Source organism: Halomicrobium sp. HM KBTZ05 (assembly GCF_041530035.1).
Classification (GTDB): Archaea; Halobacteriota; Halobacteria; order Halobacteriales; family Haloarculaceae; genus Halomicrobium.
Window position 1 is genome coordinate 678,927 of the sequence record NZ_CP168057.1, and the last position, 14,194, is coordinate 693,120.

The 14,194-nt window shown below is 65.8% G+C and carries 14 protein-coding genes; 8 read left to right on the forward strand and 6 right to left on the reverse strand.

Translation table 11 applies throughout. The features are described from left to right. Positions 1 to 38 precede the first annotated feature (38 nt). Entirely contained in the window at positions 39 to 701 is a 663-nt protein-coding gene (locus ACAH01_RS03620; RefSeq protein ID WP_372480254.1) for a DUF5806 family protein, read from the forward strand. 242 nt (positions 702 to 943) lie between these two features. On the opposite strand, the gene ACAH01_RS03625 is transcribed toward ACAH01_RS03620, so the two are convergent. Beyond that, the gene (locus tag ACAH01_RS03625; RefSeq protein WP_372480255.1) at positions 944 to 1,774 is read right to left on the reverse strand and encodes an IS5 family transposase; all 831 of its coding nucleotides are present in this window, start codon (positions 1,772 to 1,774) and stop codon (positions 944 to 946) included. A gap of 100 nt (positions 1,775 to 1,874) precedes the next feature. Between ACAH01_RS03625 and ACAH01_RS03630 the strand changes: the two genes are divergently transcribed. Then, positions 1,875 to 2,201 (forward strand): hypothetical protein, encoded by a 327-nt coding sequence (locus ACAH01_RS03630; protein ID WP_372480256.1) that lies wholly within the window; start codon positions 1,875 to 1,877, stop codon positions 2,199 to 2,201. Here the strand turns inward: ACAH01_RS03630 and ACAH01_RS03635 are convergent, their stop codons facing one another. Both ACAH01_RS03635 and ACAH01_RS03640 read right to left on the reverse strand, forming a co-directional pair. Continuing rightward, positions 2,202 to 3,473, reverse strand: a complete 1,272-nt coding sequence (locus ACAH01_RS03635; RefSeq protein ID WP_372480257.1) for a dihydroorotase — start codon at positions 3,471 to 3,473, stop codon at positions 2,202 to 2,204. Positions 3,474 to 3,497: 24 nt separating this feature from the next. Next, the gene (locus ACAH01_RS03640) at positions 3,498 to 4,199 is read right to left on the reverse strand and encodes a lipoate--protein ligase family protein (RefSeq protein ID WP_170092521.1); all 702 of its coding nucleotides are present in this window, start codon (positions 4,197 to 4,199) and stop codon (positions 3,498 to 3,500) included. Positions 4,200 to 4,392: 193 nt separating this feature from the next. On the opposite strand from ACAH01_RS03640, the gene ACAH01_RS03645 reads away from it, so the two are divergent. Continuing rightward, on the forward strand, positions 4,393 to 5,235 hold the full coding sequence (locus ACAH01_RS03645) for a hypothetical protein (protein WP_372480788.1): 843 nt from the start codon (positions 4,393 to 4,395) through the stop codon (positions 5,233 to 5,235). On the opposite strand, the gene ACAH01_RS03650 is transcribed toward ACAH01_RS03645, so the two are convergent. Further along, positions 5,236 to 5,808: a cysteine hydrolase family protein gene (locus tag ACAH01_RS03650; RefSeq protein WP_372480258.1), complete on the reverse strand. Its 573-nt coding sequence runs from the start codon at positions 5,806 to 5,808 to the stop codon at positions 5,236 to 5,238. 84 nt (positions 5,809 to 5,892) lie between these two features. Here ACAH01_RS03650 and ACAH01_RS03655 point away from each other — a divergent pair, with 84 nt between their 5' ends. The 5 genes from ACAH01_RS03655 (at position 5,893) to ACAH01_RS03675 (ending at position 11,620) form a co-directional block, all read left to right on the forward strand. Then, positions 5,893 to 7,338, forward strand: a complete 1,446-nt coding sequence (locus ACAH01_RS03655) for an Hvo_1808 family surface protein (RefSeq protein ID WP_372480259.1) — start codon at positions 5,893 to 5,895, stop codon at positions 7,336 to 7,338. Continuing rightward, positions 7,331 to 8,662, forward strand: a complete 1,332-nt coding sequence (locus ACAH01_RS03660; protein WP_372480260.1) for an Hvo_1808 family surface protein — start codon at positions 7,331 to 7,333, stop codon at positions 8,660 to 8,662. The genes ACAH01_RS03655 and ACAH01_RS03660 overlap by 8 nt, the downstream gene beginning before the upstream one ends. 146 nt (positions 8,663 to 8,808) lie before the next feature. After that, positions 8,809 to 9,774, forward strand: a complete 966-nt coding sequence (locus tag ACAH01_RS03665) for a C-terminal binding protein (protein WP_372480261.1) — start codon at positions 8,809 to 8,811, stop codon at positions 9,772 to 9,774. Positions 9,775 to 9,825: 51 nt separating this feature from the next. Continuing rightward, positions 9,826 to 10,749: a S49 family peptidase gene (locus tag ACAH01_RS03670; RefSeq protein ID WP_170092516.1), complete on the forward strand. Its 924-nt coding sequence runs from the start codon at positions 9,826 to 9,828 to the stop codon at positions 10,747 to 10,749. Next, on the forward strand, positions 10,736 to 11,620 hold the full coding sequence (locus ACAH01_RS03675) for a DUF4350 domain-containing protein (protein ID WP_170092515.1): 885 nt from the start codon (positions 10,736 to 10,738) through the stop codon (positions 11,618 to 11,620). Before ACAH01_RS03670 ends, ACAH01_RS03675 begins: the two co-directional genes overlap by 14 nt. A gap of 16 nt (positions 11,621 to 11,636) precedes the next feature. Here the strand turns inward: ACAH01_RS03675 and ACAH01_RS03680 are convergent, their stop codons facing one another. Continuing rightward, entirely contained in the window at positions 11,637 to 12,581 is a 945-nt protein-coding gene (locus ACAH01_RS03680; RefSeq protein ID WP_372480262.1) for an NAD-dependent epimerase/dehydratase family protein, read from the reverse strand. Between the two features lie 152 nt (positions 12,582 to 12,733). Beyond that, positions 12,734 to 13,993 carry an ABC transporter substrate-binding protein gene (locus ACAH01_RS03685; protein ID WP_372480263.1) on the reverse strand — a complete coding sequence of 420 codons (1,260 nt, stop codon included), beginning with the start codon at positions 13,991 to 13,993 and terminating at the stop codon, positions 12,734 to 12,736. Between the last annotated feature and the right edge of the window lie 201 nt (positions 13,994 to 14,194).

Below are 14,194 nucleotides of genomic sequence, written 5' to 3' on the forward strand. Positions count from 1 at the left end.
CCGGCAGACTTTTTCACCGCCGGCACAGAGGGTGGGGCATGACAGACGGCGCGTCCCCCGACGAGACCGACGAACACCGCTCACGAGCCGGGCCGTCGTCGACCGAGTCGGACCCGGACGAGGACGAATCGGCCGACGAGTCCCTCGACGCTGCCGACGGTGTCTCCGACGAGTCGGACGTTCCGGCCGACGTACGCAAGTACGACCGCTTCAAGAAGATCGACGGCGGAACCTACGACCGGGCCAACGAGTTCCTGCGGGAACGGACCTACGTCACCGCCCGCGAGTGGGCGATCGCCCGCCTCTGTGCGGACTTCCGGACCGAGACCGGCGTCGAGATGACCAAGATCGGCGAGAACCTCCCCGAACTGGTCCCGTTCATGACCGACACCTACTCGCCACAGGCCGTCAACCAGGCCCGTGCGTCCTTCGAGGAAAAGGTCCGCAAGGCCGGCGCGACCTTCCTCTACGGCGCGATGTGTGACTTCTTCACCGCCGAGGAACTCGACGACGTGATGTACGAGGCCACGGAGGTGGCGAAGTTCCTGCTGGAGGTCGAAGGCGTCGAACTGAGCGTCGAGGAGGAACTGGAGACCGAAGACCAGATCTCGGAGGTGATGCGCGACGTTCGCGAACACTCCACGGCCTTGCGCCACGACGAGTGTCCCCACTGTGGGGAGGCGCTGGACGGCGAAGGGTAGCAGAACGATAGACGTTCGTCGCAAGATGCTTCTGTTCGATAGTCTTCTCGGGCATTCTATCCCGTCACGAGACTGAGTGGCGTCGAAGCGATACAGCGACACCTCGACAGCGGCGGTCGCGGGAGCCACGCTCCCGCACAATTAATACCGGCCCGCTGGAACGTCGTCCATGGACGCTCGGACGGAAGTCGTACTGCTGGACGGCTTTCTCGGCTCCATTGAATCGCCATAGGGCGTTGGAATCAGCGGGTCACGTACTGTTTGATGTTGTAGACGAGACACATCAAGACAATCTCGCGGAACTCACGGTACCATTCACGCGCTCGGACGGCAGAGCCGTACGAGCGCTTGACTGAGGAGTTCACTGTCTCGGTCATTGAGCGTTGATTGTAGAGATCGTCCTCGATTCGTGCGTTGTGTGCGTGGTCGTACGGAGCGAAGACACGATGTTTCACGAGCGGACGTATTCCCATGTCTCGGAGGGTCTCACGGAGTGGCTGGCTGTCGTAGCCTCTATCCGCAGCGAGAGTTTGCAACTCGCCCGCGTAGCGGCGGGCGAGTTGCGCACACACGTCTGCGTCGCTTCCTTCCCGCGTGGTCGTACAATGCACGTCTAAGATCGCTTGCGTCTCTGTATCGACGAGTTTCGTCGCTTCGACCGTCCGAACGCGGTAGTTCGTGCGGTCGCAGTAGTGCTTGCTCGCCGGTGACCGTTCGTAGTACGTTGCGTCAACAGCCACATGGGGCGATGGGTCGTGCAGCTGCGCCGAGTGGCGCAGCAGCACTCGCCAGACCTGCATCACGATCTTATCAAGCCACTTATTCACCGTCGATGGATGCGGGAGATCGTCGGGCTCAAGGCCGACGATCTCCAGAATTGGCGGCATCACTTCCAGCCGGTCGATGATCATCTCGTAGGTCTCGTCGAGGAAAATCCGCAGCCCGTGGAGGGAAATCATCGCGTACTCCGCGAAGCTGCCGCCGCCTTCCGGGGCGGCAGCTTCGTCGGGATCGTCGCAATAACTTTTTGCCAGCGACACCATTTCCTCGGTGAAGCGGGTAGTGATGTTCATCCAAACTGCCACTCACCCGCTTCAACTCCTTTGATTTACCGACCTATACCGACGCCGTCTAGTGATTCAATGGAGCCGCTTTCTCGGAGTCGTGCAGATTGTGACGGCGCTGGTACTCTCAGGATCGGGGACGCTTGTCGAACACTGGGGACTCGTGGTCGCTGCTGCACTGGGGACGGCCGGATTCGTCACCGCCGGAGATCGTGGTTACATACCGGACGACGCTGCGTGGGGTTTCTTGCTCGTACTCGTCGCGATTGTGGCGGTGAGTCTCCTAGCCGTACTCGTCGTCAACCCGCCAGTCACGACGGTCGCGGCACTGCAGTTCGGAGTCGGCAGCGGCATCCTGACGAACAGAGTGGTGTTCGGCCTCGTTCGGCCGATTCCCGAGCGCCGGATCGAGCGAACACGAGAGCGCGGGGTCTGATCAGGCCCGAACGTTCTCGCCCTGCTGGTCCCAGAAGGTGTCTTCTGCGCTGTCGTAGACGACGGTGCCACGGACCATCGTCCACTTCGGGAAGACGCCCTCGAAGCCCTCGAATGGCGTCCACCCGCAGTTCGAGTGGAGCCCTTCGCCGGTGATCTCGCGCACGTCGTCGGTGTCGACCAGCACGAGGTCGGCGTCGTTGCCCGCCTCGATCCGGCCCTTGTCAGGCAGATCGAACACGTCGGCGGGGTTCGCGGCGACGAGGTCCCGGACGCGCTCGTAGGTCAGGTCGCCGGTGCGGGCCTCGGCCAGCAAGAGCGGGAGCATCGTCTCGACGCCGGGCACCCCGGAGGGGGCGTCCCAGATCGAGGCGTCTTTTTCCTCGCGGGTGTGGGGCGCGTGGTCCGTCGCGATCATGTCGACGGTGCCGTCGACGACGCGGTCGTACACCGCTCGGCGGCGTTTCTCGCTGCGCAGCGGCGGGTTCATCCGGCCGTGCGTGCCCAGTTCGTCGAGGTCCGACCGCGAGAGCAGGAGGTGATGTGGCGTGACCTCGGTCGTCATCCCGGCGTCGCTGGCGGTGTCGATCCCCTCCGGCGTAGAGGTGTGGGCGATGTGGATCCGTGCGTCGTGTTCGGTCGCGACCTCGCAGGCCCGCTCGACGGCGGCGGCTTCCGCGCGGGCGGTGCGGAACGCGCTCCAGGCGTCGGCGTCGTCGCGATCTCTCGCCGCCCGGTTGAACAGCGAGGCGTCCTCGGCGTGGACGGTGACGGTCACGTCCCGCTGGGCCGCCGCGACCAGTGCGTCCTCGAACAGGTCGGCGTCGATCCCCATGTCGCCGGTCGAGTCCGCGAGGAAGACCTCCCCGAGTGCGAACAGGGGCCGCTCCAGCAGTTCCGCGGGCTCCCAGTCGTCCGTGACGCCGCCGTTGATGCCGAAGTCGACGAGCGACTCGCCGGCAAGTTCGACCTTCTGATCGAAGGCCGTCCCGTCGACTGTCGGCGGCTCCGTGTTCGGCTGGTCGACGACGGTCGTGACGCCGCCGGCCGCGGCCGACCGCGAACCGCTGGCCCAGGTCTCCTTGTGGCCGTAGCCTGGCTGGCGGAAGTGGACGTGGGCGTCGATCGCTCCGGGCAAGAGCAGTCTGTCCGCCGCGTCGACGGTGTCTTCGTCCGCCGGGTCGAGGTCCTCGCCCACGGCGTCGATCGTCTGTCCGCGGACGCGCACGTCCCGAGTCCGTCCGTCCGCGAGCGTCGCGTTCCGAATGAGCATACCCACTCTGCGCTGTGGCCGTCCCTAAGTGTCTCGGAGTCCGCCCGCCGTGTCCACGCGCTCGACGGTGGTGTCGTGGCCGTCCGCGAACGTCTCGACGACGGCGTCGATCACCGTGGCCGGATCGCTCGGTCCGCCTGCACGGGCGACGCTGCCGACGCTGTCTGGATCGAACGCCACGTCGAGCGCGTCGTAGACCGGCGCGAGCACGTCGGCGACCTCGCGGTGGTCGGCGACGAGGACGATCGCCGCGACGACGGCGACGCGCTGGCGGACCCGCTGGGCGATGCCGACGACTTTCCCCGCCGCTTGCAGGGAGTGAGAGCCGGGACAGAACGATTCCGGTGGCTCTCCTTCGCTGGCGTCGACACCGAGCGTGTCGAGAGCCTCCCGGAACCGGTCGCTGGCGGCGGCGTACCGCTGTCGAATGCCGGTCCGTTCGTCGGTGACCGGTCTCGCGAACGCGACGGCGACGGTCCGGCCGGTGTACGCGACCGCTCGCCCGCCGACCGCGCGTTCGAGGACTTCGTACCCCCGCTCGTGAGCGATGCGGCGGGCGCGCTCGTACCCGTCCTCGCGGGCGTCACGACGGCCGAACGCGACCTGTCTGTGGGGCTGCCAGACGCGCAGCCCCGGCTCTTCGCTCTCGGCGACGGCCGCGGTCAGTCGGCGCGTTCGCTCGTGGTCGCTCTCGTGGTCGGCGGCCCGCCCACGCAGTACGCGCATACCGCTCAGAGGGGCTGGACGGAAATAACTCTCCGGGCGCTGGCGAACAGGCGACACTCGCTGCTCGCGGCGGGCCGTGTCGCGCTCTCGCTGTACCCGCCGCGGCGGTGGTTAGATCACGGGCACCGCTGACTCGCCGTCCCACTTCAACCTCGGCGACAGACACATGTCGCTGCCAGCCAACTGGCTGGTGATGGTCGTCACGCTGTCGTCGGACGTACTCGCGCAGTACCACCGCTTCTCGCTGTACAACTCCCCGTTCGTGGCCCACGACGACGGCCGCGCGATCGATCTCTACCCCTCCGGCGCGGTCGCACCGTCGCCGGTCGCGGGCACCGTCGTCGAGACGAAGCAGGTGCGCGCGCCGCCCCAGCCCTACGCCGCCGAGCACGATTATCTCCTCCTGATCGACACGGGCGAGTGGATGGCTCGCCTGCTGCACGTGGAGCCGTCCGTCGCGCCCGGCGACGAGGTGAGCGTCGGCGATCCGCTGGGCGAGACGGTGCGAGCGGGCTTTTTCGCGCCGTGGGTGCCCGATCACGTTCACCTGGAGTATCGCGACCACGAGGCCAACCCTTACCGGGCAGACGGCTCGGAGCCCCTCGCCGTCGCCGTCGAGGTCGAGCCACTCCCCTGGGACGGCACCGGCACCGTCGTCGACACCGGGGCGACGTGGGCTCGACTCGACGAACCGGCCCACCCAGCGCCCGGCGAACGGTTCGTCGGGCTGGCCAACGGCGGCTCCGAGGACGGAACCGCGGGCGTCGTCGACGGGGGGCTGGCCCACTACGACGCGGGCGGACTGCTCGGGTCCGCGCCGTCCGCGGACGCCCGGACGGCGGTCTCCGTGGCTGGCGCGCCGGTCGGGACGGCGACCGGCCGAACGGTCGCGTGGGACGACGTGACTGTGCTTGCCAACGGCGACCCGATCACCGGGCTGGCGCTGTTCTGTGCCCGCGACCGGTTCGGCGTCAAACTCGTCGGCGAAGGCGTCGACTTCCGAGAGGGCGAGGACGTGACCGTCGCGTTCCGGTGATCACGCGAAGGTGATCTCGCCGCGCTCGGTCACGTCGCCGAACAGCCAGTCTGCGTGCTCCAGTGCGTACTCGCGGTGGTCGTCCTCGATCGCGCCGATGGCGTCTTCGACCAGCACCGGGCGGAAGTCGCGCAGGCCGGCGCTGGAGGCCGTGTGCAACACGCAGACGTTCGCGAGCGTCCCACAGATGACGAGATCGTCGATTCCGTGGGCGTCGAGCCACCCCTCAAGCTGGGTCTCGTAAAAGGCGTCGTAGGTGTGTTTGACGACGACGAGGTCGTCTTCGGCCGGTTCGAGCTGTGTGACCAGCTGTGTCTCCCAGGACCCCTCGACGACGTGCTCGCCCCAGCGGTCGAACTCGTCGTAGTAGTGTGCGTCTTCGAACTGTTCGGGCGGGTGTACGTCGCGGGTGAAGACGACGCTGGCACCGGACTCGCGTGCGCGCTCGACCAGCTCCCGGCAGGGCTCGATGGCCGCCTCGCTGTCGGGCGCGTACAGCGCCCCGTCCGGGTGACAGAAGCCGTTTTGCATGTCGACGACGACGAGTGCGGTTCGTGCTGGTTCGAACTCCATGGCGAGAGCTACGACCGGCCGGCCCAAAGCGTTGTGGCCCGTACTGCGCGTCATTTTTCACGCCGCGGCCCCTGCTTCCGGTACATGTATCGCGCCGCCCTGCTCGCTGCGCTGCTCGTTCTGGCTGGCTGTCAGGCTCCGTCGGCCGGCCCGTCGGCGGCGTCCCCCGTCAACGAGACGACGGGGACCGACGCTCCCGAGCCGACGGCCACGCCCGCCTCTGCGGACGCTTTGCCCGATCCCGAGACCGACCGGCTCGGCTGGGAGAACGGCTACTGGCACAACGAATCGCTGGCCGTGACCAACAGCGACGGCCTCAACGAGAGCGAACGAGAGGCCGTCGTCGCTCGCTCGATGGCCCGCGTCGAGTGGGTCCGAGAACGCGAGTTCGACGAGACGGTCCCGGTCAGCGTGATCGACCGGTCGACGTACCAGAACCGCTCTACCACCGCGGCCAACGCGACGAGCGCGCGCTTCGACAACGGCAAGTTCGAGGCGCTGTTCCTGATCGGCGAGGACAGGGACGCGCTGGAGGCACAGAACGCCGCGCTGAGCCAGAGCGTGCTCGGTTACTACAGCCCGGTCCGGGACGAAATCGTCATCGTCGCTGACAGCGAGACGCCACAGCTCGACGGCGAGGCGACGCTGGCCCACGAGCTGGTCCACGCCCTGCAAGACCAGCAGTTCGACCTGACCAACGGGACCGTGACGACTCGCGACGCCTATCAGGGCCGCAACGGAATCGTCGAGGGCGACGCCTCCTTCGTCGAGCGGCGCTACACGGCCAACTGCGGCGAGAGCTGGTCCTGTCTCGACTCGGCCGACAGCACCCAGAGCGGCGGTGGTGACAGTCACTTCGGGCTGAACTTCCTCCAGTTCTTCCCCTACAGCGACGGCCCCGGCTTCGTCGAGCACCGGTACGAGGCCGGCGGCTGGGCGGCCGTCGACGCCGCGTTCGCGGACCGGCCCGACGGTGCGACGGAAGTGATCTACCCCGAACAGTACCCCGAGTGGGAGCCGGCGACCGTTTCCCTGCCGGACCGCAGCAACGACGAGTGGGAGCGGGTCCGACCGCCGGGACGCTCCGACTACGCCGTCGTCGGCCAGTCCGCCATCGCGGCGTCGCTTGCCTACACCGTCACCGACGACTACGAGGACGCCAGTGTGGTGGCGGCCGACGACGTGCTCAACTTCGAGGGCAACGAGATCGACGGGAACGACCCCTACAACTACGACGTGCCGGCCGCCCGCGGCTGGGCCGGCGGCAAACTGTCCGTCTACGAGAACGGCGACCGATCGGGCTACGTCTGGCGGACCCGCTGGACCAACGAGAGCGAGGCTGCCGAGTTCGCCAGCACCTGGAGCGCGGTCGTCCGCCACTGGGGCGGCGAGGAAACCGGCGAGAACGTCTGGACGATCGGCGAGGACAGTCCCTTCACCGACGCCGTCAGGATCGACCGCTCCGGCGCGACGGTGACGGTCGTCAACGCGCCCGACGCGGCGGCACTGGAGGGGGTACACGATGCGTAGGGTCGCAGCCCTCGCCGTGCTAGTCGTCCTCGCGGGCTGTCTCGGAGCCGTGAACGACCTGAACCCCGCCGACCGTGACCGTCCGGCCGACGAGGACCCGATCGGCTGGGAAGACGGCTACTGGTACGACGACAGCGTGTCGGTGACCACCGAGGACGGTCTCAACGCCAGCGAACGGGCGGCGGTCCTGGCCCGGAGCAAGGCCCGCGTCGAGCGGATCCGCGACCGGGAGTTCGACGGCAACGTCAGCGTCGAGGTGATCAGCCGCGCCGAGTACCGCAACCAGTCGCGTGGTCCCGGCGGGACCGGCCCCGACGATCCCTGGAACGATCAGGTGTGGGAAGCACTGCTTCTGGTCGGCGAGGACTCGGGCACCAGCGAGGCCATGGGTGAGACCTACAACTCTTCGGTCCAGGGGTACTACAGTCCGGCCTCGGACAACATCACGATCGTCAGCGACTCGCCGACGCCGACTATCGACCGCTCGACGCTGTCTCACGAACTGGTCCACGCCTTGCAAGACCAGTACGACAACCTGGAGTCGTCTCCGGAGACCCAGGACCGCCAGCTCGCCCAGCAAAGCGTCACCGAGGGCGAGGCCAACTACGTCCAGTGGACCTACGAGGACCGCTGTGAGAACCGCTGGCAGTGTCTCTCTGCGCCCGGCGGCGACGGCAGCGGCGACAGCTCCAGCGGCGGCGCGCCGACCGACGGCGTCTTCGTGACGATCTACCAGCCCTACGCGACCGGGCCGGGACTGATCGACCAGCAGTACGGCCGGAACCGCTGGGACGGCGTCGAACGACTGTACGAGAACCCGCCCGACAGCACCGAGCAGGTGATCCACCCGGACCGGTACCCCGACGAGGAGCCGGTGAACGTGACCGTTCCCGACCGCAGTAGCGACGAGTGGGAGCGGTTCGACCACGACCCCGTCGCCGACACCGCCGGGGAGGCCTCGATCTTCGCGATGCTGTACACCAACGACGCCGTCGAACCCGAGCAGTGGTTCCGGTACCGCAGCGACGCCTCCGAGGGCTGGGGCGGGGACTCGATCGTCCCCTACCGCAACGGCTCTGGTGGCTACGGCTACGTCTGGACCATCGAGTGGGACTCGCCGGGCGACGCCAGGGCGTTCGAGACGGCTTACACGTCGATTCTCGACGACAAGGGCGCGACGCGACCGAGCGAGACCGTCTACCGGGTTCCCGACGCCGACGCCTTCGGGGACGCCTTCCGCGTGACCCGCGCTGGAAGTCGGGTCCGCATCGTCAACGCTCCGACGGTCGACGATCTCGACGACGTACACGACCGGCCGTCGTAGCGCCGTCTCTCTGGGGACGCGCCCGACCCGCGATTCGATATCGCGTCCACTGATTTATGCCTCGCCAGTCACACTCACCGGCGGGCGTTATCGCGCTCCCGGAACGCGATCGGGGTTTTTTAGCTTGCTTCGGCCTCAGTGCCCCTATGAGCGAAATCCTCGTCAGCGACGATCCGATGCTCGATCCCGACGTGATCGCCCGGGCGTTGCCCGACGCGACGATCCGAACCGAACCGCTGCCCGACGAGCGCGCGATCGTCGCGGCCGGCAGCGACGCCGCGGCGCTGGTGGTCGACGTGAACACGCCGGTGCCTGCGAGCGTCTTCGAGCAACTGCCGGCACTCCAGATCGTCGCCCGCGCGGGCGTCGGCTTCGAGAACGTCGACGTGAAGGCCGCGGCCGAACACGACGTGGTCGTCACCAACGTCCCGGAGTACTGTACCGACGAGGTCGCGACCCACGGGCTGGCGCTCCTGTTGGACTGCGTGCGAAAGATCGCCGAGTACGACCGCGCGACCGCGGCCGGCGGGTGGGCCTGGGAGGAGGGGCGGCCGGTCCACCGGTTCCCCGACACGACGCTCGGGCTCGTCTCCTTCGGCCCGATCGCACGCCGACTCCGCGAGCGCGTTCGCGGGTTCGACCTCGACGTGATCGCGTACGATCCCTACGTCGACCCCGAGGAGATGGCCGAGGCCGGCGTCGAGCGGGTCTCCTTCGAGGAACTGCTCGCGCGGGCCGATCACGTCTCCCTGCACGCGCCCCTGACCGACGAGACCGAGGGACTGATCGACGCCGACGCGCTCGGAGCCATGCAGGGCCACGCGATCGTCGTCAACACGGCCCGTGGCGGTCTGATCGACGAGGCGGCACTGGCCGACGCACTCGCCGACGGCGAGATCGGTGCCGCCGGCCTCGACGTGTCCCGCCGCGAGCCCCCGGCCGACGACAGCCCGCTGCGCGCGCTCGACAACTGCCTCCTGACGCCACACGCCGGCTGGTACTCCGTCGAGGCCCGCGAGGAGCTCAACGAGACCGTCGCTCGCAACGTCGCGGCCGCGCTGGACGGCGAGACGCCGCCCAACCGCATCGACCCCGACCTCGACTGGCTCTGATCGTCCTCGTCGTCGTGGCTTTTTATCCGAGCACGCCAACGACCCTAGCGAATGGCGAATCCGATCGACAAACACGTCAAGACGCTGTTGACCTCCTACACGGTCATCATCGTCGTCGCCCTCCTGATCGGTGCCACGGTCGGCCCCGCCGTCTCGTCGGCGCTGTTCCAGAGCGACGACGAGGGAACGATCGCCGCGGTGACCATCCAGGGACCGATCAGTGGCCCGACCGCCGACGAGGTGACCCGGCAACTCCGAACGCTCCGGAAGGACGATTCGATCGACGCCGTGGTCCTGCGCATCGACAGCGGCGGTGGGAGCGTCGCGGCGAGTGAAGCACAGTACCGGGCGGTCAAGCGACTCGCCCGCGAGAAACCGGTTGTCACGAGCGTCCGGGGCGTCGCGGCCTCGGGTGCGTACTACACGGCGCTACCCAGCGACGAGATCTACGCGACGCCGGGCGGACTGGTCGGCAGTGTCGGGGTGCGCGCCCTGATCCCCCAGCCCGACGGCGTCCCCCGGTCCGTGACGACCGGTCCCGACAAGGCCGGCGGACTCACTGGTGACGACATCCGTGGCCAGGTCGAGACCCTCAAGCGCTCGTTCGTCGATTCGGTGTACGCCGAACGCGGCGACCGACTCGCGCTGTCGCGGACGGAGCTGACGAACGCGAAGGTGTACTCCGGCGCGGCCGCCGTCGACAACGGACTCGTCGACGAGATCGGCGGGCTGGAGACGGCCATCGCCGCCGCGGCGGAGAAGGCGGGCCTCGACTCCTACGAGGTGGTGTACCGCTCGACGACGCCCGGCGTGCTCTCTTTGCTGCTCGGGTCGGAGGCCAACAGCACCGACGCCGGACAGGTCGACCGCGCGTCGCTGTTGACGACGCGTGGCATCGAACGCCCTCAGTACCTGATGCTCTGGGGCGACCTCAACACGTCTGCTCGGGAGGTGCGTGCCAGTGGAGCTGCGTGACGCGGCGCTCAAGGGTGGCGTCTTCGTCGCCGTGTTCCTGGTCGTCGCCACCCTGACCGGGCTCGGGTCGATCCCCGTCCCGGTCGAGGGCAACGAGACCGCCCCGCTGACCGTCGACAGTCACCAGCCCGAGGCGATCCTGGCCGACGAGTCGGCCGAGACCGGCGAGATCGAACTGGACGCCAGTGGGACCCAGAAGACGGTCGTGATCGATCAGAGCCACAACAACAGCGTCTCGCCCGAGGAGATCAGTCCGCTGGTCACGGCGCTGACCGAGGCCGGCCACGACGTGCAGTTCTACACCGACCGGATGGCCAGCCAGCAGTCGCTCGACGAGACGCTTTCGAGCGCCGACGCGTTCGTGGTGATCGCCCCCGACGACCAGTACGACACGAGCGAGCGGCGTCGAATCGCGGCCTTCGCCGACGACGGTGGTCGCGTCTTGCTGGTCAACGAACCCCCGCGACAGGCCGCTCGCGGGGCCACCGCGTCGACCCCGATGACCAACCTCGCCGGGGCCTTCGGGCTCGGGTTCGACAGCGGTTACCTCTACGATCTCGCCGAGTACGACACGAACCACCGAGCCGTCTACGCGACGCCGGCCGGCGAGACGGCCCTGACCGACGGCGTCGACCGCGTCACGACCTACACCGCCCGGCCGGTCGTCGGTGGCTCTCCACTGCTGGTCACCAACGAGTCGACCAGACTCTCGACGACTCGCCGGCAGGCCCGCTACTCCGTGCTCGCTCGCCAGGGCAACGCCGTCGCGCTGGGCGATCGCTCGCTGCTCGGCACGGACTACGCCTACACCGCCGACAACGAGGTCCTGGTCGGGAACCTGCTCGAGTTCCTGGTGTCGGGCTCGCGGTAGCGGCCGTCCACGGTGTCTATCGCTCTCTGTCGACACCGGCGGCGACGGCAGCGAGCCCGTCTTCGTACGTCGGGTATTCGGGTTCCCAGCCGGTTGCCTCGTGGAAGGCCGCGTTCGACGTGGGCATGGAGCTCGTGAAAAACCGGACGTTGTCTTTGCCCACGAACAGCCGGGCGAGCCAGCCAGGAATCCGACTGGGATCGTCGGCGTCGAGATACGCTGCGAACGTTTCGAGAAAGTCGGCTACCGTCACCGGCTGGTCGTCGACGACGTGGTAGGTCTCCTCGACGCCCTCCTGTGCGGCTGCGACGAACGCGCTCGCGGCGTCGTCTACGTGTATCGGTGAGACGACGGCGTCGCTCCGTCCGAGCAATCCACCGCCGACGATCGGCATGTCGCCGGTTTCGAGGTTCTCGGCGATCGTCGTCGTCTGCTCGGAGTCGGCGGCGTAAAACCACCCACACCGGAGGATCGTGGCGTCGAACGACCCCTCTTCCGCCGCAGTCTCCGCGATGCGCTCCGCGTCGGCGGCCGATTCGGTCGTGCGGTCGGTGTTTCGCGGTGCGGACTCGTCGAACGGCGAGCCGTCGGGCCGACGGGCGACCCAGACGACGCTCTGCTGGATGTACTGGTCCGCGCCGACGCGCGTGGCTGCGGTGGTGAGGTTCTCGACGCCCCCACGCCGGAGCCGATCGTTCCGTTCCCAGTCTTCCGCGCTCGGTTTCGTCGCCGTCGGGATCGCGCTGGCGGCGTGGATCACCACGTCTGTGCCTCTCGCCCCCTCGACCAGCGACGACACGTCGAACAGATCTCCGCGGTGGGGCTCCCCGCCACGATCCCGCACGATCTCGTCGCCCCGCTCGTCTCGGGTCAGTCCGACCACGGTGTGGCCGCGTGCGACGAACTGCTCGACCAGTCGCTTGCCCAGATCACCGGTCGCACCGGCGACGAACACTTTCATACGGCCGCTCTCGACTGGATCGAATATGGTTCTGTCTATCTCTGTTTGGCCACAACCTCGGAGGATGGTTTTGATGCGTGTCTTAATTCCAGAATAGTTAGAACAAATATGGTGCTTAGAAACCTGTTGTGAAGTCCGGGTGGAGTCCGCAGTTAGAAGTCGCCGGTGATGATGTCTCGGACGCGCTCCCGGTCAAACAATCGGTGTTCTTCAGCACTGTCGAACGGGTTTTCTGGATCAAACTCTCCAAACTGCTCGGGATAAACCTGCTGGGCAAGAATTTCGGTATTGTAGAGATTCGTCAACGGTCCTTGCCGACTCACTCCCCCGGGTCCGATCTGACCTTCCTGAATAGCAGTTACTTTCTGACCGATCGGATCATCTTCCATTGGTTGAACATAGTTCTCAAGGAACTGGTTGTGATTGAAGGTCGATTCACCGTTCTCGTCGGAGACCAGGTTCCCAGTATATTCTAGAGCCCCTTGAATAATGATTACGTCGGGATCAACGCTCAGAAGTCCTTCGTAATCGGTCTGCTCGGAATTCTCAAAGGCATTGACGGCCTCCAGGTCTTGGAAGTGCTTTGACTGTCCTAATTCTCCCTCGAAGCTGACTGGATAAATCTTTCCTCTGTTGAGATCACTCGCATCGCTAAGATATGCGATAGTCGGTCGTTTCTCTTCGGGTGGTAGTTTCGACTTTACCATCTGGACCATCTGGTCGTGAACCTCGACGAACGCCTCGTATCTGGCTTCTTCCTTGAAAACCTGAGCGAACTTTTCAAAGGCCTCGTAGATGGATGGTTGGTCGTAATTCATGCTGTTCCGATAGATGTTCGCGCCGAAAATCGGGGCTACGTTCTCCGTAATCTCCTTTAAATCTCCTTCTTTCCAAGCTTTGTTATACTTTAGGCGTCGCTCCGGAAAGAACATCAGGAGATCGGGATTAACTTCGTATACGTACTCTTTTCCATCGTAGTCGGCTTCTTCTTCTTTCCACGTGTATGGGTCCGAATTAGGGTAACGACTGCGAAGATCGATACCGAGATGTTCGAAGTAGTTGAAACTTCGTAATGGTGTCGGAATCCATCCATCGATCTGACCGAGACAGAACGCTATGTCGGTCAAATCCGAGTCTGTACTGAGCCAGCTGGTGGGAATCTTCTCAAACGTGACTTCACCTACTGGTTCCATCGTCACTGTATAAGGAACATCAGTTTCGGAGGTAGCAGTGCCCTCGGCGGTTTCTGTTGAGGCCGAATTATTATCCGCTGTCGTTGTCCCTGTACCTACCTCACCCGAGTTCTGATTGCCGGTGCATCCGGCGAACAATCCGCCACCAACAACTGTACTGCCGTACTTTACGCAGTCTCGTCGCGTCAGTTTGTCCTTACTACAATTTTCGCCCGACATGTGTTTTAGGCAGACCTAAAATATCTTAAAGACTTTGGTTTTAGCCAGACCAAATCCGAAGAGATTGTTCGCTGTTCAACTGATACTGATCCGTATCGGTCAATCGAACCAGATTTTGAAATCGACTGAGACATTTCGGCTTCGCCTGGACCCGAACAGGTTCTTCGGATTCAGCGTACAGATCTATCTGGGTCCGTTTCA

Coding starts and splice junctions, on each gene's coding strand:
- ACAH01_RS03660 (WP_372480260.1), top strand. CDS start 7,331: ATGCGTAGGGTCGCAGCCCTCGCCGTGCTAGTCGTCCTCGCGGGCTGT.
- ACAH01_RS03665 (WP_372480261.1), top strand. CDS start 8,809: ATGAGCGAAATCCTCGTCAGCGACGATCCGATGCTCGATCCCGACGTG.
- ACAH01_RS03625 (WP_372480255.1), bottom strand. CDS start 1,774: ATGAACATCACTACCCGCTTCACCGAGGAAATGGTGTCGCTGGCAAAA.
- ACAH01_RS03685 (WP_372480263.1), bottom strand. CDS start 13,993: ATGTCGGGCGAAAATTGTAGTAAGGACAAACTGACGCGACGAGACTGC.
- ACAH01_RS03655 (WP_372480259.1), top strand. CDS start 5,893: ATGTATCGCGCCGCCCTGCTCGCTGCGCTGCTCGTTCTGGCTGGCTGT.
- ACAH01_RS03670 (WP_170092516.1), top strand. CDS start 9,826: ATGGCGAATCCGATCGACAAACACGTCAAGACGCTGTTGACCTCCTAC.
- ACAH01_RS03645 (WP_372480788.1), top strand. CDS start 4,393: ATGGTCGTCACGCTGTCGTCGGACGTACTCGCGCAGTACCACCGCTTC.
- ACAH01_RS03620 (WP_372480254.1), top strand. CDS start 39: ATGACAGACGGCGCGTCCCCCGACGAGACCGACGAACACCGCTCACGA.
- ACAH01_RS03680 (WP_372480262.1), bottom strand. CDS start 12,581: ATGAAAGTGTTCGTCGCCGGTGCGACCGGTGATCTGGGCAAGCGACTG.
- ACAH01_RS03650 (WP_372480258.1), bottom strand. CDS start 5,808: ATGGAGTTCGAACCAGCACGAACCGCACTCGTCGTCGTCGACATGCAA.
- ACAH01_RS03640 (WP_170092521.1), bottom strand. CDS start 4,199: ATGCGCGTACTGCGTGGGCGGGCCGCCGACCACGAGAGCGACCACGAG.
- ACAH01_RS03635 (WP_372480257.1), bottom strand. CDS start 3,473: ATGCTCATTCGGAACGCGACGCTCGCGGACGGACGGACTCGGGACGTG.